Origin of the sequence: Pseudomonas sp. P1.8 (assembly GCF_001269805.1) — a bacterium.
Lineage (GTDB): Bacteria > Pseudomonadota > Gammaproteobacteria > Pseudomonadales > Pseudomonadaceae > Aquipseudomonas.
Genome location: NZ_LHVM01000020.1, coordinates 147,611 through 169,400, shown reverse-complemented (window position 1 = coordinate 169,400; position 21,790 = coordinate 147,611). Strand labels below are relative to the sequence as shown.

General features: G+C 58.2%; 23 protein-coding genes, 1 tRNA gene and 1 pseudogene. 22 read left to right on the top strand and 3 right to left on the bottom strand.

Annotated elements, in window-relative coordinates; translation table 11 throughout:
• Positions 1-598: 598 nt before the first annotated feature.
• From AD668_RS22550 to AD668_RS30080, 4 genes and pseudogenes are all read left to right on the top strand, one after another.
• Entirely contained in the window at positions 599-1,414 is an 816-nt protein-coding gene (locus tag AD668_RS22550) for an outer membrane protein OmpK (protein WP_053162355.1), read from the top strand.
• A 386-nt stretch (positions 1,415-1,800) separates the two neighbouring features.
• On the top strand, positions 1,801-2,130 hold the full coding sequence (locus tag AD668_RS22545; protein ID WP_053162352.1) for an antibiotic biosynthesis monooxygenase: 330 nt from the start codon (positions 1,801-1,803) through the stop codon (positions 2,128-2,130).
• 217 nt (positions 2,131-2,347) lie between these two features.
• Positions 2,348-4,075 (top strand): diguanylate cyclase, encoded by a 1,728-nt coding sequence (locus tag AD668_RS22540; RefSeq protein ID WP_082344547.1) that lies wholly within the window; start codon positions 2,348-2,350, stop codon positions 4,073-4,075.
• A 91-nt stretch (positions 4,076-4,166) separates the two neighbouring features.
• Positions 4,167-4,256 (top strand): annotated as a pseudogene (locus AD668_RS30080) (N-acetyltransferase); the annotation flags it as partial.
• Between the two features lie 246 nt (positions 4,257-4,502).
• Here AD668_RS30080 and AD668_RS22535 read toward each other — a convergent pair.
• Both AD668_RS22535 and AD668_RS22530 read right to left on the bottom strand, forming a co-directional pair.
• Complete coding sequence (locus AD668_RS22535; RefSeq protein ID WP_053162348.1) at positions 4,503-4,832, bottom strand: hypothetical protein; 330 nt, start codon at positions 4,830-4,832, stop codon at positions 4,503-4,505.
• Positions 4,833-4,991: 159 nt separating this feature from the next.
• A tRNA-Leu gene (locus AD668_RS22530) sits at positions 4,992-5,076 on the bottom strand.
• Between the two features lie 105 nt (positions 5,077-5,181).
• Here AD668_RS22530 and queA point away from each other — a divergent pair.
• The 6 genes from queA (at position 5,182) to AD668_RS22500 (ending at position 11,283) form a co-directional block, all read left to right on the top strand.
• Complete coding sequence (queA, locus tag AD668_RS22525; RefSeq protein ID WP_053162346.1) at positions 5,182-6,246, top strand: tRNA preQ1(34) S-adenosylmethionine ribosyltransferase-isomerase QueA; 1,065 nt, start codon at positions 5,182-5,184, stop codon at positions 6,244-6,246.
• 14 nt (positions 6,247-6,260) lie between these two features.
• The gene (gene tgt / locus AD668_RS22520; RefSeq protein ID WP_162488928.1) at positions 6,261-7,376 is read left to right on the top strand and encodes a tRNA guanosine(34) transglycosylase Tgt; all 1,116 of its coding nucleotides are present in this window, start codon (positions 6,261-6,263) and stop codon (positions 7,374-7,376) included.
• A gap of 43 nt (positions 7,377-7,419) precedes the next feature.
• Positions 7,420-7,758 carry a preprotein translocase subunit YajC gene (gene yajC, locus AD668_RS22515; protein WP_003185175.1) on the top strand — a complete coding sequence of 113 codons (339 nt, stop codon included), beginning with the start codon at positions 7,420-7,422 and terminating at the stop codon, positions 7,756-7,758.
• Positions 7,759-7,822: 64 nt separating this feature from the next.
• Positions 7,823-9,691: a protein translocase subunit SecD gene (secD, locus tag AD668_RS22510; RefSeq protein ID WP_053162343.1), complete on the top strand. Its 1,869-nt coding sequence runs from the start codon at positions 7,823-7,825 to the stop codon at positions 9,689-9,691.
• A 9-nt stretch (positions 9,692-9,700) separates the two neighbouring features.
• Positions 9,701-10,615, top strand: a complete 915-nt coding sequence (gene secF, locus AD668_RS22505; RefSeq protein WP_053162341.1) for a protein translocase subunit SecF — start codon at positions 9,701-9,703, stop codon at positions 10,613-10,615.
• 119 nt (positions 10,616-10,734) lie between these two features.
• A complete protein-coding gene (locus tag AD668_RS22500; protein WP_053162339.1) occupies positions 10,735-11,283 on the top strand; it encodes a glycine zipper 2TM domain-containing protein in 549 nt (182 codons plus the stop codon).
• A 304-nt stretch (positions 11,284-11,587) separates the two neighbouring features.
• On the opposite strand, the gene suhB is transcribed toward AD668_RS22500, so the two are convergent.
• The gene (gene suhB / locus AD668_RS22495) at positions 11,588-12,406 is read right to left on the bottom strand and encodes an inositol-phosphate phosphatase (RefSeq protein ID WP_016984379.1); all 819 of its coding nucleotides are present in this window, start codon (positions 12,404-12,406) and stop codon (positions 11,588-11,590) included.
• A gap of 146 nt (positions 12,407-12,552) precedes the next feature.
• Here suhB and trmJ point away from each other — a divergent pair, with 146 nt between their 5' ends.
• The 12 genes from trmJ to rlmN all read left to right on the top strand — a co-directional run bounded on the left by trmJ (position 12,553) and on the right by rlmN (position 21,774).
• The gene (trmJ, locus tag AD668_RS22490) at positions 12,553-13,323 is read left to right on the top strand and encodes a tRNA (cytosine(32)/uridine(32)-2'-O)-methyltransferase TrmJ (protein ID WP_008025492.1); all 771 of its coding nucleotides are present in this window, start codon (positions 12,553-12,555) and stop codon (positions 13,321-13,323) included.
• A gap of 2 nt (positions 13,324-13,325) precedes the next feature.
• Positions 13,326-14,102: a serine O-acetyltransferase gene (gene cysE, locus AD668_RS22485; protein WP_053162336.1), complete on the top strand. Its 777-nt coding sequence runs from the start codon at positions 13,326-13,328 to the stop codon at positions 14,100-14,102.
• Between the two features lie 271 nt (positions 14,103-14,373).
• Positions 14,374-14,865 carry a Fe-S cluster assembly transcriptional regulator IscR gene (gene iscR / locus AD668_RS22480; protein ID WP_003227911.1) on the top strand — a complete coding sequence of 164 codons (492 nt, stop codon included), beginning with the start codon at positions 14,374-14,376 and terminating at the stop codon, positions 14,863-14,865.
• A gap of 50 nt (positions 14,866-14,915) precedes the next feature.
• Complete coding sequence (locus tag AD668_RS22475; protein WP_053162334.1) at positions 14,916-16,130, top strand: IscS subfamily cysteine desulfurase; 1,215 nt, start codon at positions 14,916-14,918, stop codon at positions 16,128-16,130.
• A gap of 102 nt (positions 16,131-16,232) precedes the next feature.
• Positions 16,233-16,619, top strand: coding sequence for a Fe-S cluster assembly scaffold IscU (gene iscU / locus AD668_RS22470; protein WP_007974006.1), 387 nt, complete (start codon positions 16,233-16,235; stop codon positions 16,617-16,619).
• 34 nt (positions 16,620-16,653) lie between these two features.
• Positions 16,654-16,977: an iron-sulfur cluster assembly protein IscA gene (gene iscA, locus AD668_RS22465; protein WP_003227904.1), complete on the top strand. Its 324-nt coding sequence runs from the start codon at positions 16,654-16,656 to the stop codon at positions 16,975-16,977.
• 8 nt (positions 16,978-16,985) lie between these two features.
• On the top strand, positions 16,986-17,507 hold the full coding sequence (gene hscB / locus AD668_RS22460; protein ID WP_053162331.1) for a co-chaperone HscB: 522 nt from the start codon (positions 16,986-16,988) through the stop codon (positions 17,505-17,507).
• Between the two features lie 51 nt (positions 17,508-17,558).
• A complete protein-coding gene (gene hscA / locus AD668_RS22455; protein ID WP_053162329.1) occupies positions 17,559-19,424 on the top strand; it encodes a Fe-S protein assembly chaperone HscA in 1,866 nt (621 codons plus the stop codon).
• On the top strand, positions 19,424-19,765 hold the full coding sequence (fdx, locus tag AD668_RS22450; protein ID WP_007998670.1) for an ISC system 2Fe-2S type ferredoxin: 342 nt from the start codon (positions 19,424-19,426) through the stop codon (positions 19,763-19,765). The genes hscA and fdx overlap by 1 nt, the downstream gene beginning before the upstream one ends.
• Before the next feature lie 14 nt (positions 19,766-19,779).
• On the top strand, positions 19,780-19,980 hold the full coding sequence (gene iscX / locus AD668_RS22445) for a Fe-S cluster assembly protein IscX (protein WP_053162327.1): 201 nt from the start codon (positions 19,780-19,782) through the stop codon (positions 19,978-19,980).
• 194 nt (positions 19,981-20,174) lie between these two features.
• Entirely contained in the window at positions 20,175-20,600 is a 426-nt protein-coding gene (gene ndk / locus AD668_RS22440) for a nucleoside-diphosphate kinase (RefSeq protein ID WP_007916882.1), read from the top strand.
• A 28-nt stretch (positions 20,601-20,628) separates the two neighbouring features.
• Positions 20,629-21,774: a 23S rRNA (adenine(2503)-C(2))-methyltransferase RlmN gene (gene rlmN, locus AD668_RS22435; protein ID WP_053162325.1), complete on the top strand. Its 1,146-nt coding sequence runs from the start codon at positions 20,629-20,631 to the stop codon at positions 21,772-21,774.
• The last annotated feature ends 16 nt before the right edge of the window (positions 21,775-21,790 follow it).

The window sequence follows — 21,790 nt, the reverse complement described above, 5'->3', positions numbered from 1 at the left end:
AGAACGTGGGAGGAGAGAGGGCGCCAAGGTGTAGACACGCGGCTAACACTTCTCTCTTGCCCGGGGCGTTGGCGCCGCGTTCAAGCATCCAATCGGACGTACGCCCATAGGGAAGGGCGCAAGAGCAATGCCCGGTGCCATGGCTGGCACTGACCGCTTCTACTCGGGAGGAGTCATAGCCAGAAGTGTGCCAAGTCGTTGCTGTCGCGTAGTCAGGGGATTCAGCGTGTCAGGCGCAGGGGTAGCGGTGGGGGAGGACGATGCGTGACGGTGCGAATTTTTGGGGGCGGGCCTCAAGTTGGTGCGCATCGCAGTCGCGGATCGGGTGTTCAGTTTCAGGTGTGGATTGTGCTGAATAGGGTCTTTGGATTGTATTCGATCAGTTGGCACAACCCGTGCTAAGTTCCGGTTCGAGTAGAAGCGGTCAGCACTGAGCGGCTCCAACAGGACCCAGGGTGCAGGGCATTGCTCTGGCGGCATTACGCCGCGTACCCGGCAAGGTGCGCCCCTCACACGTTGAGGGCCAGAACAGTGGCTAACCCGCAGCTCGGGCATGCCTTGCCGGTGATATACGCCAATCACCTACCAGGGGCAGTCCATGAAAACATCTCCATTACGTGCAGCTTCTCTTTTGCGCCGCAGCCTGCTGCCGCTGTTCGCCCTGGCCAGCGCCAGCGTCGAAGCCGGCCCGCTGTTGTGGAACGACAACAGCCTGAGCTACCTCTACGGCCAGCACTTCAAAGTCGACGGCACCGGCGACGACACTCAGCAAACAGTGACCTTCGAACACGCCAGTGGCTGGACCTGGGGCGACGTCTTCATGTTCGTCGACAACAAATGGTCCAACGGCCTCTCGGGTAACGACGGCCATTCCTACTACGGCGAATTCTCCCCGCGCCTGTCCCTGGGCAAAATCAGCGACCGCTCCCTGAGCTACGGCATCGTCAAGGACGTGCTCATCGCCGCCACCTACGAACGCGGCAAAGACCGCAACCGCAAATATCTGCTCGGCCCCGCTGTCGACCTTACCCTGCCAGGCTTCGATCGCTTCTCCCTGAACACCTACTACCGCAAACCCGACGGCGTCACCGGCAAAGCCTCCGGCCAATGGCAGATCAACCCCACCTGGTCCATGACCCTCCCGCTGGGCCGCTCCGACATCCTCTTCGACGGCTACCTGGAGTGGTACGTCAACGACGTCGGCAACAAAGGCACCTCCAACTACGTGGCCAAGAGCTTGCACTTCAACCCGCAGATCAAATACGACGTGGGCAAGGCGCTGGGGCAACGGCAGAAGCAGTTTTATGCGGGGATCGAGTGGGATTACTGGTCGAATAAATACGGGATTGAAGACACTTCAGGATTTGAAACAGACCAGAATGCGCTGAGTCTCTTGCTGAAGGTGCATTTCTGACGGGAAAGTGTGACGGGTAGGGCGTTTGGCCGGGGCGCGTGGTGCCCCGGTTTTACCCTGTCACAATTTCCGTCGCTGTTTTCTGAAGGGCTTGTGGGAGCCCCAAAACCTAGAGGCCAATCCCAAATCCCAGCCACCCCACAAAAAAACTGTGGGAGCCAGCCTGCTGGCGATAGCCCCCGCCCAGCCAACATCAATGCTGAAGCAAGCCACTACCCCTCAACCTCCGCCACCACCCGCATGTGTCTCACCACAGCCAGTGTTCTGTATGAAGTCGACGTTGACACCATAGTTGGGAAGCCAACCAGCTAGCATAGGTTTGAGGCATACCCAAGTCCGGTCAGTGCAGTCATCGGCAACCAAACGCCGCGAAAGGAGCAAAGCCTATGTACTCTTCAACGTTCATCTTTGCCAAAAAGCAGTTTGATGAAGCCTTCCACCGACTCGATCAGGAAATCGCTGCAATCGCAAAATCGATCCCTGGTTACCTTGGCGAAGAGGTTTGGGAGAATCCACAGACTGGTCTCTTCTCCAATGTTTACTACTGGAGCTCTCTCGAAGCACTTCAGATATTGGTTGAGCATCCCCGTCACCTTGAGGCAAAGGCTGCTCAGGAAAATTGGCTGGCCGGTTATCAAGTCATCATCTCGGAGGTCATCAAAACCTATGGTGACTCCAAGCTTGGCGAGAAATGGCCAATCGCAACAGCTACTTGACCATTCCTTCGAGCGGCCGCAATGGGGCTGATAGCGACCACAGATCTTGGCCAACCGTGTTGTCGGGGACGAAGTAGCACTTCCCGTAGAGATCCGCAGGTCAGAGAAACAGGTTCTTACACCGTTATTACGGACTCCGGCCGCCTTGGCCGACCTGCTAGCTGAGTGAGACCTTGCTCCATTGCCCATCAGCGCATGACGAACCGAGTCAAAAAACATGACAGAAGAACTTATGCCAAGTCCGCCATCTCGTTCTAGCCGATGCGCCGTGCCCCGTTTTGGACTCAGCAAGAAGATCGGGATTGTGTTCCTGGCACTGCTGCTGCTCGGGCTTGGCAATATCTTGGTCGTGCGCGCCATGTTCGCGGAATTCACCGGTTTTGACGAAACGATGCGGGTTGCGGGCAAAATGCGTTACCTCGGTCACCGGATGGCGCTCAACACCAGCAGCTTTTTGAACGGATGGTCTCCCGGCAAGGAGGCTGCGATGTCAGACATCAAGAGCTATGAGGATGCGGTCAGTACGCTGATGCACCGAGGAAACACAAATAGCGATCAGATACGGCAAATGACACCGCCACAGCAGCTCAAATTAGAAAAGATCAGAATCGCCTGGCAGCGCTACCGCGAAGATATCGAGTCGGCGCTGCTGCGCGACGGTACATTCCGTCCGGATGCAGGGCAGATAGGCGCTCTTGCCGAGAGTTCACAAAGTTTGCTCGACGATGTCGAGCAGTTGATGGTCTCACTGATAAAGGAGATGCACCGCGAACAGGAAAGCGAGCTAACTACCGCTTATCTGTTGTTGGTGGTAGACATACTGTTCCTGTGCGGGACGTGGTTGATTGTTCGGCGAGGCTTCGTTCGTCCGGTGCTGAGGCTCGCGCAGGGCAGTCGCGAACTGGCAAACGGCAACTTTCAAGTCCATATCGAGCACTGGCCCAATGATGAGGTTGGGCAGTTGGCGGATGCGTTTAATGACTCCGCACAGCGGATAGGTACCTTGGTTGGCAACCTCGAGCAGGAACACCTGAACCTGATGCGTGCGGAGTCGATGTTTCGCGGCGTGGCGGAAACTTCAGCAGTCGGCATCTACATAATCCAGGATCAAAAATTAGTGTTTGCGAATACGCGAATCGCAGAGATGTTCGGCGTTGAGCAACATACGCTCCTTGAATCGCTGAGCGTGTTCGACCTGGTGGCGGAAGGTGATCACGATCTGCTCGATGCCAATGTGCAAAAACGATTGCACCCAGATGGCAGGATCGAGGGCCTGGCCAGCGAATACCAAGCCCGCAGGAAAGATGGATCGCTGTTCGATCTGGCGGTGTACGGATCGGGGATGTCTCTTAACGGGCAACCCGCACTGATTGGCATCGCCATGGATATCACGGTGCGTAAGGCGGCAGAGGAAGTCATCCGCAAACTGGCTTTCTACGACCGAATGACCGGTTTGCCAAACCGCCGAATGATGGAAGATCGGCTGGGACAACTGATCGCCCTCGGCAAACGGGAAGAACGTAAGCTGGCATTACTGTTTATTGACCTGGACAAGTTCAAGGCGGTCAATGACCAACACGGGCATGAGGCCGGAGATTGGTTATTGGCCCAGGTCGCATCCCGTATGGGGTCTGTACTGCGCGAGTCTGATACCGCCTCGCGAATAGGCGGTGATGAATTCGTCATCCTCCTGCCGGATGCCCGGAATGCAGAAGATGCCGTTGTGGTCGCGGAGAAAATTCGCTTGGTACTTGAACAACCTTTTGTCATGGATAACGGTGTAACACTCTCCATTTCATCAAGTATTGGCGTGGTGATGTACCCCGACCAGGCGGACAATGTGCGCGATTTGCTGCGCTTTGGCGACGAAGCCATGTACCGCGCCAAGAAGGGCGGCAGGAATGCCGTCGAGGTATTTACCCTGTTGCCGCTGACCGTAAACTAACCCAGTTCACCGTGTTGCTGCGCGATCGGCAGGAGTTTCTTGTGGATTGCTATTCCAAACGCAAGGAAAGCGCTGAGCAACGGCATGATGTCTAGGCTTCAATCAGATTGGCACATTCCCCGAGGTTGGCTACAAGCTCGGCAAGTGGCATGACGTTGGTTATTGGTTATTGGCGATTTGAGTTGTCAGGAGCCTCGAATTTCCCCAAGCGAAACTTGCTGATTTTCAGAGCTCGCCCAATGACTTTCGCGGTGATTCTCGCAATACGCATTAGGTTGAGAGCGGTCATTCGACGAATGTCTGGTTCTGGCCGATAGCTGTCGTGGGAAAAGGGGTGGTGGGAAAAGATTAATTATTGGAAAAGGCGTGAGGGCCAGTGTCAGTCCGCTATCGGACGTTCCCGCTTTATTAGGCCATCTAGCTTCATTCATTGAATGTCTTTCAGATAGTCCTTAAGCGCAACGAGCGGCGCATCAAGCTCCTCCATCGCCCGAGTCCCAGCAAATTCCCCCGCCAACCTCCCCAACTCCCGCCCCAACGGCTTATCCACACCCCCAACAGCCTCCAACGCCAACCCCACACACTCATCCACCTTCACCTGAATCCCCTCTACATCCCCCCGCCGCACCAGCAACTCAAACACATCCCGCTGGTAATCACTCATGATCAGATCATCCCGCAAAATCGGGCTTGAACCTTCCGACTCATAAGCCAGTTTGAGGGAGAAGAGGGCGACGGTTTCCAGGTGCAATTCCATGGGGGGAATCCTTGTGAAATGTTCCGGCGGTGCGGGTGGTGTTTAAGGACAAGGGCAAAAGCATCGCCAGCAGGCTGGCTCCCACAGGGTGTGTGGGGTGTCAGGGGCTTTATCGCAGGCGAAAAAAAAGGCCTTGCTAAGCAAGACCTTTCTTAATTTTGGTGCCCCGAGGGAGACTCGAACTCCCACTCCTTTCGAAAACGGATTTTGAATCCGCCGCGTCTACCAATTCCGCCATCAGGGCAATGGCCGCGGAGTATAGAGATGAGATAACCGTCGGTCAATCAGGTACATGGAGAATTTTTGATATTTCCGCTAGACTTCCCGGCCCTGCTAGACGAACCCCATCATGCGCGTTGCTGACTTTACTTTCGAGCTCCCTGATTCGCTGATCGCTCGCCACCCTTTGGCTGAGCGTCGCAATAGTCGCCTGTTGACCCTTGATGGGGTCAGCGGCGCCCTGGCACACCGTCAATTCACTGATTTGCTGGAGCATTTGCGCCCTGGCGATTTGATGGTGTTCAACAATACCCGGGTGATTCCGGCGCGGCTGTTTGGCCAGAAGGCTTCCGGCGGCAAGCTGGAAATCCTGGTGGAGCGGGTGCTCGACAGTCATCGCGTGCTGGCCCATGTGCGGTCCAGCAAGTCGCCCAAGCCGGGGTCGAAGATCCTCATCGACGGCGGTGGCGAGGCTGAGATGCTGGCGCGGCACGATGCGTTGTTCGAGCTGGGGTTTGCTGAAGAGGTGTTGCCGCTGCTCGACCGCGTCGGGCACATGCCGCTGCCTCCTTATATAGACCGCCCGGATGAAGGCGCCGACCGCGAGCGTTACCAGACCGTCTACGCCCGGCGTTTGGGCGCGGTGGCGGCGCCGACGGCGGGGCTGCATTTCGATCAGGTGCTGATGGAGGCGATTGCCGCCAAGGGCGTCGAGACTGCGTTCGTGACCTTGCACGTCGGCGCTGGGACCTTCCAGCCGGTGCGGGTCGAGAAGCTTGAAGACCACCACATGCACAGCGAATGGCTGGAAGTCGGCCAGGACGTGGTCGACGCCGTGGCTGCCTGCCGCGCTCGCGGTGGTCGTGTGGTGGCTGTGGGAACCACCAGCGTGCGTTCCCTGGAAAGCGCCGCCCGCGATGGCGTGCTCAAGCCGTTCAGTGGCGACACCGACATTTTCATTTTCCCGGGCCGGCCGTTTCATGTGGTCGATGCCCTGGTCACCAACTTCCATTTGCCCGAATCCACGCTGTTGATGCTGGTTTCGGCGTTCGCCGGTTATCCCGAAACCATGGCCGCCTACAAGGCTGCCGTGGACAACGGTTACCGCTTTTTCAGCTACGGTGATGCGATGTTCATCACACGTAATCCTGCGCCGACTGCCCCTAAAGAATCGGGCCCAGAGGAAACAGTATGAGTCGCACCTGTCGTATGTCTTTCGAGCTGCTGGCCACTGATGGCAAGGCTCGTCGCGGTCGTTTGACCTTCCCGCGCGGTACCGTCGAGACCCCGGCTTTCATGCCGGTGGGCACCTACGGCACGGTCAAGGGCATGCTGCCACGGGATATCGAGGCGACTGGCGCTGAAATCATTCTGGGCAACACCTTCCACCTGTGGCTTCGCCCGGGCACGGAAGTGATCAAGAAGCACGGCGACCTGCACGATTTCATGCAGTGGAAAGGCCCGATCCTGACCGACTCCGGCGGTTTTCAGGTGTTCAGTCTGGGCGCCATGCGCAAGATCAAGGAGGAGGGCGTGACCTTCGCTTCCCCCGTCGACGGTGCCAAGGTGTTCATGGGGCCGGAAGAGTCGATGCAGGTCCAGCGTGACCTGGGCTCCGACATCGTGATGATTTTCGACGAATGCACGCCGTACCCGGCTGACGAAGACGTCGCCCGTATTTCCATGGAGTTGTCCCTGCGTTGGGCCAAGCGTTCGAAAGAAGCCCATGGCGAGAACACGGCGGCGCTGTTCGGCATCGTGCAGGGCGGCATGCACCAGGACCTGCGCATGCGCTCCCTGGAAGGTCTCGACAAGATCGGCTTCGACGGCCTGGCCATCGGTGGTCTGTCGGTAGGCGAGCCCAAGCACGAGATGATCAAGGTGCTGGATTATCTGCCGGGGATGATGCCGGCTGACAAACCTCGTTACCTTATGGGCGTTGGCAAACCGGAAGACTTGGTTGAGGGTGTGCGCCGCGGTGTGGACATGTTCGATTGCGTGATGCCAACCCGTAATGCCCGCAATGGGCATCTGTTCATCGATACCGGCGTGCTGAAGATCCGAAACGCGTTCCATCGCCATGATGATTCGCCGCTCGATCCGACCTGCGATTGCTATACCTGCCAGAACTTCTCCCGCGCTTATCTGCATCACCTGGACAAGTGCGGCGAAATGCTGGGGAGCATGCTCAATACCATCCATAACTTGCGTCATTATCAAGTGCTTATGGCTGGTTTGCGCGAGGCTATTCAACAGGGTACATTGGCCGCCTTTGTCGATGCCTTCTACGCCAAACGCGGGTTACCTGTTCCGCCTTTGGACTGAGTTTTCTGACCCCAAGATTCAACATTTGCAACTGGAGTGCTAAATGAGCTTTTTTATCTCTAACGCCATGGCTGACGCCGCTGCACCTGCTGCTGCCGGCCCAATGGGCGGCGGTTTCGAGTGGATTTTCCTGGTCGGCTTCCTGGTCATCTTCTACCTGATGATCTGGCGTCCACAGGCCAAGCGCGCCAAAGAGCAGAAGAACCTGCTGGGCAGCCTGCAAAAAGGCGACGAAGTTGTGACCACCGGCGGCATCGCTGGCAAGATCACTAAAGTTGCAGACGATTTCGTTGTTCTGGAAGTTTCCGACACCGTCGAAATGAAATTCCAGAAAGGCGCCATCGCTGCCACGCTGCCAAAAGGCACGCTCAAAGCGATCTAAGTTTCAACTTCATATTCAATCGACGGGGCGCGCAAGGCGCCCCGCGTCATAAACGGGCGGCGTGATGCTGAACAAATATCCTCTGTGGAAATACATTCTGATCCTGGCGGTGCTGGCGGTCGGTCTGATTTATTCCGCTCCCAATCTTTACCCTGATGACCCGGCCATTCAGGTCAGCGGTGCAAGCACTGCGCTGCAAGTCAATCAGGCTGATCTGGATCGCGTGAGCGCTGCGCTCAAGGAATCCGGGATCAACGTCAAGGCGGCCACGCTGGCTGCGGGCGGCAAGGGCGGGCTGATTCGCCTGACCAAGGCTGAAGACCAGCTGCCGGCCAAAGACGTCGTGCGCAAGGCATTGGGTGATGACTACGTCGTCGCGCTGAACCTGGCACAAACCACCCCGCAGTGGCTGCGCAGCCTTGGCGCGCACCCGATGAAGCTGGGCCTGGACTTGTCCGGTGGTGTGCACTTCCTGCTGGAAGTGGACATGGACAAAGCCCTCGACGCCCGCCTGAAAGTCTACGAAGGCGATGTGAAGAGCCTGTTGCGTAAAGAGAAACTGCGCTATCGCAGCCTGCCGCAACTCGACGGTGCCATTCAGTTGGGCTTCTCTGATGAAGCAACCCGCGAACAGGCCCGTTCGATCATCCGCAAGAACTTCAACGATTTCGACATTGTTCCGGCCGACCTCAATGGTCAACCGGTGCTGCGTCTGGCGATGACCCCGGCCAAGCTGGCGGAAATCCGTGAATACTCCATCAAGCAGAACTTGACCACGGTACGTAACCGCGTCAACGAGCTGGGTGTTGCCGAGCCGATCGTTCAGCGTCAGGGCGCCAACCGCATCGTGGTTGAGCTGCCGGGTGTGCAGGACACCGCAGAAGCCAAGCGTATCCTCGGCAAGACGGCCAACCTGGAGTTCCGTCTGGCTGCTGAGCCGGGTGCTTCCAAGGCCACTTCCGAATCCTTCGAGTTCCGTGAGGGCAAGCGTCCTCCTGCATTGATCGAGCGCGGCCTGATCATCACCGGTGACCAGGTGACTGACGCCAAGGCTGGCTTCGGCGAGCACGGCACCCCGGAAGTGAACATCCGTCTGGATGGTCACGGCGGCGAGCTGATGAACCGTGCGACCCGTTCCAACGTCGGTCGCAGCATGGCGGTGATCTTCATCGAGCAGCGTCCGGTCACCACTTACACCAAGCAAGTGGTCAACGGCGTCGAGAAAGACGTGGCGGTGCAGACCTTCAAGGAAGAGAAGAAGATCATCAGCCTGGCGACCATTCAGTCGCCGCTGGGTGCTCAGTTCCGCATCACCGGCCTGAACGGCCAGGGCGAATCGTCCGAACTGGCGCTGCTGCTGCGTGCCGGTGGTCTGGCCGCACCGATGTACTTCGCTGAAGAGCGCACCATTGGTCCAAGCCTGGGTGCCGACAACATCACCAAGGGTATCGATGCTTCGCTTTGGGGCATGCTGTTTGTCTCGCTCTTCATCATCGCCATCTACCGCTTCTTCGGCATCATCGCCACCGTCGCTCTGGCGGTGAACATGGTGCTGCTGCTGGCCCTGATGTCGCTGCTGGGTGCAACGCTGACCTTGCCGGGTATCGCCGGTATCGTATTGACCATGGGTATGGCGGTCGACGCCAACGTGCTGATCTTCTCGCGGATCCGTGAAGAGATCGCCGCCGGCATGACCGTGCAGCGTGCAATCAACGAAGGCTTCGGCCGGGCATTCACCGCGATTCTCGACGCCAACCTGACCACGCTGTTGGTCGGCGGGATCCTCTTTGCCATGGGCACCGGCCCCGTCAAAGGCTTCGCAGTGACCATGTCCCTCGGGATCTTTACCTCGATGTTCACGGCCATCATGGTGACCCGCGCGATGGTCAACCTGATCTTCGGCGGTCGTGACTTCAAGAAGTTGTGGATTTAAGGGGCTGCCATGTTACGTACAATCAACTTCATGGGCGTTCGCAACTTTGCGTTCGGCGTCACATTGTTCCTTACGGTGCTGGCCTTGTTCAGCGTCTTCACCAAGGGCATGAACTGGGGCCTGGACTTCACCGGCGGTACGCTCATCGAGCTGACCTACGAGCGTCCGGCCGACGTCACCCAGGTGCGTGAGCAGCTGGTGAAATCGGGTTATCACGAAGCCATCGTGCAGAACTTCGGTGCAACCACTGACCTGCTGGTGCGTATGCCAGGTGAAGACCCGCAACTGGGTCACCAGGTGGCCGAGGCCTTGCAGAAGGTCGGCGGCGAGAACCCTGCAACGGTCAAGCGTGTCGAGTTCGTCGGCCCGCAGGTGGGTGAAGAGCTGCGCGACCAGGGCGGCCTCGGCATGCTGATGGCGCTGGGCGGCATCCTGATCTACCTGGCGTTCCGCTTTCAGTGGAAGTTTGCGGTCGGTGCGATCGTGTCCCTGATCCACGACGTGATCGTGACCATCGGTATCCTGTCGTTCTTCCAGATCACCTTCGATCTGACGGTGCTGGCGGCGGTACTGGCGATCATCGGTTACTCGCTCAACGACACCATTGTGGTATTCGACCGGGTTCGTGAGAACTTCCGGGTGCTGCGCAAGGCCAACCTGATCGAGAACATCAACATCTCGACCACGCAAACCCTGCTGCGGACCATGGCGACGTCGATCTCCACCTTGCTGGCGATTGCCGCTCTGCTGTTCTTCGGTGGTGACAACCTGTTCGGTTTCTCCATTGCCCTGTTCATCGGTGTTCTGGCGGGTACTTACTCGTCGATCTATATCGCGAACGTGGTGCTGATCTGGCTGAATCTGAGCACGGAAGACCTGATTCCTCCGGCCAATACCGAGAAGGAAGTTGACGACCGTCCTTGAAGGATTTTTCCTGAAACGGTGTCATCCAAAAAGGCGCGAGTTGAACTCGCGCCTTTTTTTGTGCTCCAAGGCTGGGAGAAGCGCGGACACGTTCCGCATGTGATGGTCAGGAGGTTCATGTGAACAAGTCGATGCTGGTTGGTGCGGTACTGGGTGCTGTCGGTGTAACTGCCGGGGGTGCTGTGGCCACCTACAGCCTGGTTAAAAGCGGCCCAGAGTACGCACAAGTACTCGCCGTTGAGCCGGTCAAGACACAAATCAAGACTCCACGTGAAGTGTGCAAGGATGTAACTGTCACCCGGCAAGCGCCGGTGAAAGATCAACATCAGATCGCCGGTACGGTGGTCGGTGCGCTGGCAGGTGGTCTGCTGGGTAATCAGATTGGCGGCGGCAACGGCAAGAAAATCGCCACGGTTGCGGGCGCGGTCGGTGGTGGTTACGCCGGCAACAAGGTTCAGGAAGGCATGCAAGAGCGTGACACCTACACCACGACTCAGACCCGTTGTAATACGGTGAATGACATCAGTGACAAGGTAGTGGGTTACGACGTGCGGTATTCGCTGGATGGCAAGGAAGGCAAGGTGCGGATGGATCGTGATCCGGGGAACCAGATTCCTGTGGACAAGGAAGGCAAGTTGATCCTGTCTCAGAACGAGCCGGCTCAGTAAGTAGCTCAGCGTAAAAAGAAGCACCCTGCGGGGTGCTTTTTTGTGCCCAAAATTTATGGCTTACCACCAAACCCTGTAGGAGCCGGCTTGCCGGCGATGGCGGTGTAATAGTCGAGATAAATGCTGAATCTCAGATCGCTATCGCCAGCAAGCCGGCTCCTACAAGGGTAATTTTTTGTGCCCGCTATTTATGCAACAACACCCATCTCCGTAGGAGCCGGCTTGCTGGCGATAGCGTAGTAACAGTCAATAAATTCCAGGCATAAAAAAGCACCCCGAAGGGTGCTTTATTCTGTCGCGAAGCTTAGCGCTTCAGCGAGGCCGGCAGGTGCGGCTGGATGGCCGTCAATACTGCCTTGAAGCACTTGGTGTTACCGGCAACGATGTGGCCTTTTTCAAGGAAATCGTGACCACCGGTGAAGTCGCTCACCAGGCCGCCGGCTTCTTGAATCAGCAGGGCACCTGCTGCCATGTCCCACTCGGACAGGCCCGACTCCCAGAAGGCGTCGAAACGGCCGGCAGCCACGTAAGCCAGGTCCAGGCTCGCCGAACCTGCGCGGCGGATGCCGGCGGTCTGGCCAACCAGGGCGCGGAACATGCCCAGGTAGTTGTCGAGGTTGTCCATCTGGTCGTCACGGAACGGGAAGCCTGTACCCAGCAGAGCGCCGTCGAGGCTGGTGCGACCGCTGACGCGCAGGCGACGACCGTTCAGTTGAGCGCCGCGACCACGGCTGGCGGTGAATTCTTCCTGGCGAACCGGGTCCAGAACAACGGCGTGCTCAAGACGACCGCGGTATTTGCAGGCGATGCTGACAGCGAAGTGAGGGATGCCGCGCAGGAAGTTGGTGGTGCCGTCCAGCGGGTCGATGATCCACAGGTACTCTTCGCCTTCGATGCCGGTGCCGGCGTGCAGGCCGGTCTCTTCACCACGGATCGAGTGATTCGGGTAAGCCTTGCGCAGGGCGTCGATGATTTTCTGTTCGGCGGCGCGATCCACCTCGGATACGTAATCCTTGGCGTCTTTTTCGTCGACCTTGATGGTATCCAGGCGCTCGATGGAGCGGAAGATCAATTCACTGGCGCTGCGGGCGGCGCGCAGCGCGATATTCAGCATGGGCTGCATGGATGTGTCACCTAAGGTTGTTAAAGAAAGCCGAGCATTCTATCAGAAAGTTTCTACAGGAGAAGGACGACGTTCGCTTTCATGGCTTAACGGTAGCGAGCGCTGTAAGATTCTGCTCCCGATTATTGTGTTCGAGAGCGCCTCCCTTGCTGCAAAACATTCGTGTCGTCCTGGTCAATACCAGCCATCCGGGCAATATCGGCGGGGCTGCGCGTGCCATGAAGAACATGGGCCTGTCGCGGCTGGTGCTGGTCGAGCCTCGTCTGTTCCCGCATCACGAGGCTGATGCCCGTGCCTCCGGTGCCGGTGACATCCTTGAAAACGCGCAAGTCGTCGCCACTTTGGAAGATGCCTTGGTCGGCTGCAATCTGGTGCTCGGCACCAGTGCCCGCGACCGCCGCATTCCCTGGCCGTTGCTCGATCCCCGCGAATGCGGCACGAAAGTGGTCGAGGAAGCCGGGCAGGGCGCGGAAATCGCTCTGGTGTTCGGTCGCGAAGACTCCGGCCTGACCAACGAAGAGCTGCAGCGATGTCATTATCACGTGCACATCCCATCAGACCCTGAGTTCAGCTCGCTGAACCTTGGGGCGGCGGTGCAGGTGTTGAGTTATGAAGTGCGCATGTCCTGGCTCGCGGCCCAAGGCCAGCCGAGCAAGGTCGAGAAGGAAGAAGTGGCCTCGGTCAAAAGCGCTGAGCTGGCGACCATGGACGAGCTGGAACGATTCTATGAGCACCTGGAGCAGACCCTGGTGGCCATCGAATTCCTCGATCCGGAAAAGCCGCGGCACTTGATGGCGCGCCTGCGCCGGTTGTACGGACGCAGCTCGGTCAGCCGGGCGGAAATGAATATATTGCGTGGCATCCTCACGGAAACCCAAAAAGCGGCCCGTGGTGAGCTTCTTAAGCGGAAGGATTAATGATGTTCGAGCGTTTGCGTGAAGATATCCAGAGCGTATTCCACCGAGACCCGGCGGCGCGTAACGCTTTTGAAGTACTGACCTGCTACCCCGGCATGCACGCCATCTGGATTCACCGTTTGTCGGCAATGCTGTGGCGCGCCGACCTGAAATGGCTGGCGCGGCTGGTGTCGAACTTCGGTCGCTGGTTGACCGGGATCGAGATCCATCCGGGGGCCAAGGTCGGTCGTCGTTTCTTCATTGACCATGGTATGGGTATCGTTATCGGTGAAACCGCCGAGATTGGCGATGACGTCACTATTTATCAGGGCGTGACCCTGGGCGGCACCAGCTGGAACAAAGGCAAGCGTCACCCGACCCTGGGTGATGGCGTCGTGGTCGGGGCGGGCGCGAAGGTGCTCGGTCCATTCACCGTCGGTGCTGGGGCTAAGGTCGGTTCCAATGCTGTCGTGACCAAGGAGGTGCCGCCGGGTGCCACGGTGGTGGGGATTCCGGGCCGGATCATCGTCAAGCCCGACGAAGAGCAGGACGCCAAGCGCAAGGCCATGGCTGAGAAGATCGGCTTCGATGCCTACGGCGTGACTGAGGACATGCCTGATCCGGTGGCTCGCGCCATCAATCAATTGCTCGATCACTTGCAGGCGGTCGATGGTCGTCTGGAGGGGATGTGTGGGGCGTTGAAGGATCTGGGTAGCAGTTATTGTGCGAAAGATCTGCCTGAGCTGCGCGAAGAAGACTTCGCCTGTGTGAAGGACAAGGATCAGAGTCAGGCCAGCTGACGTTTTGCGAGCGTGCCCCTCACTGTAGGAGCAAGCATGCTCGCGATGGACCTGGGAGCACTGCGGGGTGTCAGGCGCCCAGCGTTATCGTTGATGACCATCGCGAGCATGCTCGCTCCTACAGGGAATTGCTGGCCGTCCATAGTCAGCCTTTGCTATGATGCGCCCGCTCTTTTGCGGGTAATCCTGACTAAAGTACTAGGTCTTATAGTTGACTTAAATACTCGGGAATTGCATACTCGCCCCATTCCGAACTCCGTGGTAATTGTCCATGCGACTGACTACAAAAGGCCGATACGCCGTGACCGCCATGCTCGACCTGGCGTTGCACGCGCAGCACGGGCCCGTGTCCCTGGCCGATATCTCCGAGCGCCAAGGCATTTCCCTGTCCTACCTCGAGCAGCTTTTCGCCAAATTGCGCCGCAGTAATCTGGTGTCCAGCGTCCGTGGTCCAGGCGGCGGCTACCAGCTGTCACGCGACATGCAAGGTATCCAGGTCGCCCAGGTGATCGATGCAGTGAACGAATCGGTCGATGCAACCAAATGCCAGGGGCAGGGCGATTGCCACTCCGGTGACACTTGCCTGACTCACCACTTGTGGTGCGACCTGAGCCTGCAGATCCACGAATTTCTGAGCGGTATCAGCTTGGCTGACCTTGTGACTCGCCGTGAGGTGCAAGAAGTAGCCCAGCGTCAGGACCAACGCCGTTGCAACAGCAAGGCGCCACGCCTGGACAAGATTGAAGCGTCCGCCGTCGAATGACAGCCAGAGAGCTAGCGGCACGCCAGCCAGCCTGATTTAGGAGATAGTCCATGAAATTGCCGATTTACCTTGATTACTCTGCGACTACCCCGGTTGATCCGCGTGTCGCGCAAAAGATGAGTGAATGCCTGCTGGTCGACGGAAACTTCGGTAACCCGGCGTCCCGTTCCCACGTGTTCGGCTGGAAAGCTGAAGAGTCCGTTGAAAACGCCCGTCGTCAGGTCGCTGACCTGGTCAACGCCGACCCGCGTGAAATCGTCTGGACCTCCGGTGCCACCGAATCCGACAACCTGGCAATCAAGGGTGCGGCACATTTCTATGCCACCAAAGGCAAGCACCTGATCACCACCAAGATTGAGCACAAGGCTGTCCTCGACACCATGCGCCAGCTGGAACGTGAAGGCTTCGAAGTGACCTACATCGAGCCGCGTACCGATGGCCTGGTGACCCCGGAGATGATCGAAGCCGAACTGCGCGACGACACCATCCTGGTTTCGGTCATGCACGTGAACAACGAAATCGGCACCGTCAACGACATCGCTGCGATCGGCGAGCTGCTGCGTTCCAAGGGCATCCTGTTCCACGTCGACGCCGCTCAGTCCACCGGCAAGGTCGAGATCGACCTTTCGAAGTTGAAAGTCGACATGATGTCCTTCTCTGCCCACAAGACCTATGGTCCTAAAGGCATCGGCGCCCTGTACGTCAGCCGCAAGCCGCGCGTACGTATCGAAGCGACCATGCACGGCGGCGGTCACGAGCGCGGCATGCGTTCCGGCACTCTGGCTACTCACCAGATCGTCGGCATGGGCGAAGCGTTCCGTGTCGCCAAGGAAGACATGGCTGCCGAGAACGTACGCATCAAGGCGTTGAGCGACCGTTTCTACAAGCAGGTCGAGCACCTGGAAGAGCTGTACGTCAACGGCAGCCTGACCGCCCGCGTTCCGCACAACCTGAACCTGAGCTTCAACTACGTTGAAGGCGAGTCGCTGATCATGGCGCTCAAGGATCTGGCGGTTTCGTCCGGTTCGGCCTGCACCTCGGCGTCCCTGGAGCCTTCGTACGTACTGCGCGCCCTGGGCCGCAACGACGAACTGGCACACAGCTCGATCCGCTTCACCTTTGGTCGTTTCACCACCGAAGAAGAAATCGATTACGCCGCGCAGAAAGTCTGCGAGGCCGTTACCAAGCTGCGCGCTCTGTCGCCGCTGTGGGACATGTACAAAGACGGCGTCGATATCTCGAAGATCGAGTGGGCGGCACACTAAATAATAGAAGCCGCCGGATACAGGTCCTGTAGCAGCGCGGCGATACACGCAGCGCAACTACAGGGTCTCAAGAGCGGCCCTGATGAGTGAGGATTGAGAATCATGGCTTACAGCGAAAAGGTCATCGACCACTACGAAAACCCGCGTAACGTCGGCAAGATGGACGCGGAAGATCCTGATGTCGGCACCGGCATGGTCGGCGCTCCGGCGTGCGGCGACGTGATGCGCCTGCAGATCAAGGTCAACGACGCCGGCATCATCGAAGATGCCAAGTTCAAGACCTACGGCTGCGGTTCGGCTATCGCTTCCAGCTCCCTCGCCACCGAGTGGATGAAGGGCAAGACCCTGGACGAAGCTGAAACCATCAAGAACACTCAGCTGGCTGAAGAACTGGCCTTGCCGCCAGTGAAAATTCACTGCTCGGTACTCGCTGAAGACGCCATCAAGGCGGCTGTTCGCGATTACAAGCAGAAGAAAGGCTTGATCTGATTTTCGAGTTTTGGCGACGAGTAAGGAGTCACCGATGGCTATCAGCATGACAGAAGCGGCTGCTCGACACGTGCGGCGCTCCCTCGACGGGCGCGGCAAAGGTGAAGGGATTCGTCTGGGTGTTCGCACCACAGGCTGTTCCGGCCTTGCCTACGTGCTGGAGTTTGTCGACGAGGTGGTTGCAGAGGACCAGGTGTTCGAGAGTCACGGCGAAAAAGTGATCATCGACCCGAAGAGCCTGGCCTACCTGGACGGCACCGAGCTCGATTTCGTCAAGGAAGGGTTGAACGAAGGCTTCAAGTTCAACAACCCCAACGTACGCGGTGAATGTGGCTGCGGCGAAAGCTTCAACATCTGAGGCTTGTCGTGGGTACTCCTTGTCATTTCGCTTTATTTGAGCTGCAACCGAGTTTCGATCTGGACCTCGATCAGCTGGCTACGCGCTACCGTGAGTTGGCGCGCAGTGTTCATCCGGACCGCTTTGCCGACGCTTCCGAGCGTGAGCAGAGGCTGGCGCTAGAGCAATCCGCGAGCCTCAACGAGGCCTACCAGACGCTCAAGAACCCACCCAAGCGTGCGCGTTACCTGCTCGCCTTGAATGGTGGCGAGCTGCCGCTGGAGGTCACGGTGCATGATCCGGAGTTTCTTCTGCAACAGATGGAGTTGCGTGAAGAGCTCGAAGACCTGCAGGACAGCGCCGACCTCAAGGGCGTTGCTGTCTTCAAGCGTCGCCTGAAGGCTGCCCAGGATGAACTGAACCAAAGCTTCGCAGCTTGCTGGAACGATGCCGTGCAACGCGAAAAGGCCGAACGCCTGATGCGACGCATGCAGTTCCTCGACAAGCTCACCTACGAAGTGCGCCAGTTAGAAGAGCGCCTCGACGATTAACCCAGTGCCGCTCCGGTCGCACGCCTGATATACAGATAAGTCCTGATAACGATGGCCCTACTGCAGATCGCCGAACCCGGCCAAAGTCCTCAACCGCACCAGCGTCGCCTGGCTGTGGGGATCGACTTGGGCACTACCAATTCGCTGGTCGCTGCATTGCGCAGTGGTCTTTCCGAGCCGCTTGCCGACGCAGAAGGGCGGGTCATCCTGCCGTCTGCCGTGCGCTATCACGCTGATCGCGTCGAAGTTGGCGAATCCGCCAAACTGGCAGCCGCTACCGATCCCTTGAACACCGTGCTGTCGGTCAAGCGCTTGATGGGTCGTGGTCTGTCCGACGTCAAGCAGCTGGGTGATCAGTTGCCGTACCGCTTTGTCGGTGGCGAGTCGCACATGCCGTTCATCGAGACGATCCAGGGCCCGAAAAGCCCGGTCGAAGTCTCCGCCGATATCCTCAAGGTCCTGCGCCAGCGCGCTGAAGCAACCTTGGGTGGCGAATTGGTCGGCGCAGTGATCACGGTTCCGGCCTATTTCGACGACGCTCAGCGTCAAGCCACCAAGGATGCGGCCAAGCTGGCCGGTCTGAACGTGCTGCGTTTGCTCAATGAGCCGACCGCAGCCGCTGTGGCTTATGGTCTGGATCAACACGCGGAAGGCCTGGTCGCGATTTACGACCTGGGTGGCGGTACTTTCGATATTTCGATTCTGCGCCTGACCGGCGGTGTCTTCGAGGTTTTGGCTACCGGCGGCGACAGTGCCCTGGGCGGCGATGACTTCGACCACGCCATTGCTGGCTGGATCATCGAGAGCGCGGGTCTGTCCGCCGATCTCGATCCGGGTGCGCAGCGTCAACTGCTGCAAACCGCCTGTGCGGCCAAGGAAGCGCTGACCAATGCCCCGTCGGTCGAAGTGGCCCACGGCGACTGGAAAGCCGAGCTGACCCGCGAAGCCTTCGGTGCGTTGATCGAGCCGATGGTCGCGCGCAGCCTGAAAGCCTGCCGTCGCGCTGTTCGCGATTCCGGCGTCGAGCTGGAAGACGTGCATGCGGTCGTCATGGTGGGCGGTTCGACCCGCGTGCCGCGTGTTCGCGAAGCCGTGGCAGAAGCCTTCGGTCGTCAGCCGCTGACTGAAATCGACCCGGATCAAGTAGTGGCCATCGGTGCCGCGATCCAGGCCGATACCCTGGCCGGCAACAAGCGCGACGGCGATGAACTGCTGCTGCTCGACGTGATTCCGTTGTCTCTGGGCCTGGAAACCATGGGCGGCCTGATGGAGAAGGTGATTCCGCGCAACACCACCATCCCCGTCGCCCGCGCCCAGGACTTCACTACTTATAAAGACGGCCAGTCGGCCATGGCGATCCATGTGTTGCAGGGCGAGCGCGAGCTGATCAGCGACTGCCGCTCGCTGGCGCGCTTCGAGCTGCGCGGCATTCCGGCGATGGTGGCGGGCGCGGCGAAGATTCGCGTGACGTTCCAGGTCGATGCCGATGGTCTGCTCAGTGTTTCCGCCCGCGAACTCGGTTCGGGCGTTGAGGCAAGCATTCAAGTCAAACCGTCCTATGGTCTGACCGACGGCGAAATCGCCAAAATGCTCAAGGATTCGTTCCAGCACGCCAATGACGACAAGGTTGCTCGTGTATTGCGTGAGCAGCAGGTCGACGCCCAGCGCTTGATCGAAGCGGTGCAGGCGGCTCTGGAGGTCGACGGCGAGCGCTTGCTCGACGCCGAAGAGCGACTGGTCATCGACATGCAGGTGCAGGAACTGACCGAACTGATGAAAGGTACCGATGGTTACGCCATCGAGCAGCAGGCCAAGCGTCTGTCGCAAGTGACCGATGCTTTTGCTGCCCGCCGTATGGATTTGACGGTGAAAGCCGCTCTGTCGGGGCGCAACCTGAATGAAATCGAGGATATCTGATGCCGCAGGTCATTTTTCTGCCACACGAAAAATTTTGCCCTGAGGGCATGGTCGTGGAGGCTGAGACGGGTATTTCCATCCTCGAGCTGGCCCACGAGCACCACATCGAGATGGAAAGTGCCTGTGGCGGCGTCTGTGCCTGCACCACTTGCCACTGCATCATTCGCGAGGGTTTCGACTCGCTGGAAGAGGCTGACGAGCTGGAAGAGGACTACCTTGATAAGGCTTGGGGTCTTGAGCGTGAGTCCCGTCTGGGCTGCCAGGCCAAGGTCGGTACCGAAGACCTGACCGTCGAGATTCCAAAGTACTCGCTCAACCACGCAGCCGAAGCACCGCACTGATTCAAGGAATTGTCATGAAACTCAAGTGGACTGATGTGCTGGAAATCGCGATCCAGCTGGCTGATAGCAAGCCCGATGTGGACCCTATGTCGGTCAACTTCGTCGATCTGCGCAAATGGGTGATGGAACTGCCCGAGTTCGACGACTTGCCTGAGCATTGTGGCGAAAAGATCCTGGAGGCCATTCAGGCCCACTGGATCGAAGAACGCGAGTAGGAGCTGACTCGCGAAGCGAGGCTGCGATCTTTTCCATCCACTTGAATTTCAAGCGCAGGATCGGGATCAAAGGATCGCAGCCTCCGGCAGCTCCTACAGACGTCGCGCCCGTCACTCAGTTAGGCAATACCCGAGAACCCGCGTATAATTCGCGGGTTTAATTTTTCGTAAATTACCGTTTCTGGAGTTACACCATGGCTGTTCAACGTACTTTCTCCATCATCAAGCCTGACGCTGTTGCAAAAAACGTTATCGGCGAGATCACCACTCGTTTCGAAAAAGCTGGCCTGCGCGTTGTAGCTTCGAAGCTGAAGCAACTGTCCAAAGCTGAAGCTGAAGGCTTCTACGCTGAGCACAGCGCTCGTGGTTTCTTCGGCGACCTGGTTGCTTTCATGATCTCCGGTCCGGTTGTCGTTCAGGTTCTGGAAGGCGAAAACGCTATCGCTCTGAACCGTGAGCTGATGGGCGCTACCAACCCTAAAGAAGCTGCTGCCGGCACCATCCGTGCTGACTTCGCTGACTCCATCGACGCCAACGCTGTACACGGTTCGGACTCCGAAGCCGCTGCCGCTCGCGAAATCTCGTACTTCTTCGCAGCTACTGAAGTAACCACTCGCTAAGCATTGGCTTAAGAGTGAAGGTGAATCCATGACTACATCGACTGTAAAAACTAACCTGCTGGGTCTGACTCAGCTGGAAATGGAAAAATTCTTCGACTCAATCGGGGAGAAGCGTTTCCGTGCCGGTCAGGTAATGAAATGGATTCACCACTTTGGTGTCGATGATTTCGACGCCATGACGAACGTCAGCAAGGTCTTGCGCGAAAAGCTCAAGGCTGTTGCTGAGGTCCGTGGTCCGGAAGTGGTCAGCGAGGACATCTCCAGCGACGGCACCCGCAAATGGGTGGTGCGCGTGGCGTCCGGCAGCTGCGTCGAGACCGTGTACATTCCCCAGGGCAAGCGCGGCACCTTGTGCGTTTCGTCCCAGGCAGGCTGTGCCCTGGATTGCAGTTTCTGCTCCACCGGCAAGCAAGGCTTCAACAGCAACCTCACCGCCGCCGAAGTCATCGGCCAGGTGTGGATTGCCAACAAATCCTTTGGCAGCGTCCCGGCAACCGTCGACCGTGCCATCACCAATGTGGTGATGATGGGCATGGGTGAGCCGCTGCTGAACTTCGACAACGTCGTCGCGGCCATGCATTTGATGATGGACGACCTGGGCTACGGCATTTCCAAGCGCCGTGTGACCCTGTCGACTTCCGGCGTGGTGCCGATGATCGATGAGCTCTCCAAGCACATCGACGTCTCCCTGGCGTTGTCCCTGCACGCACCGAATGACGCATTGCGTAACCAATTGGTGCCGATCAACAAGAAGTATCCGCTTAAGATGCTGCTCGAGTCGTGCCAGCGCTACATGTCGAATCTCGGCGAGAAGCGCGTGCTGACCATTGAGTACACCTTGCTCAAAGATATCAATGACAAGGTCGAGCACGCGGTGGAAATGATCGAGCTGCTCAAGAACATCCCGTGCAAGATCAACCTGATCCCGTTCAACCCGTTCCCGCATTCCGGTTACGAGCGTCCGAGCAATAATGCGATTCGTCGTTTTCAGGATCAGCTACACCATGCAGGTTTCAACGTCACTGTCCGCACCACCCGTGGTGAAGACATCGACGCGGCATGTGGTCAACTGGTAGGGCAGGTGCTGGATCGCACCCGTCGCAGCGAACGTTATATCGCCGTGCGTGAATTGAACGCCGAAAACGATATGGCCCAAGACGCCGCGAACAAGTAATCAAGAGAGGATCTCT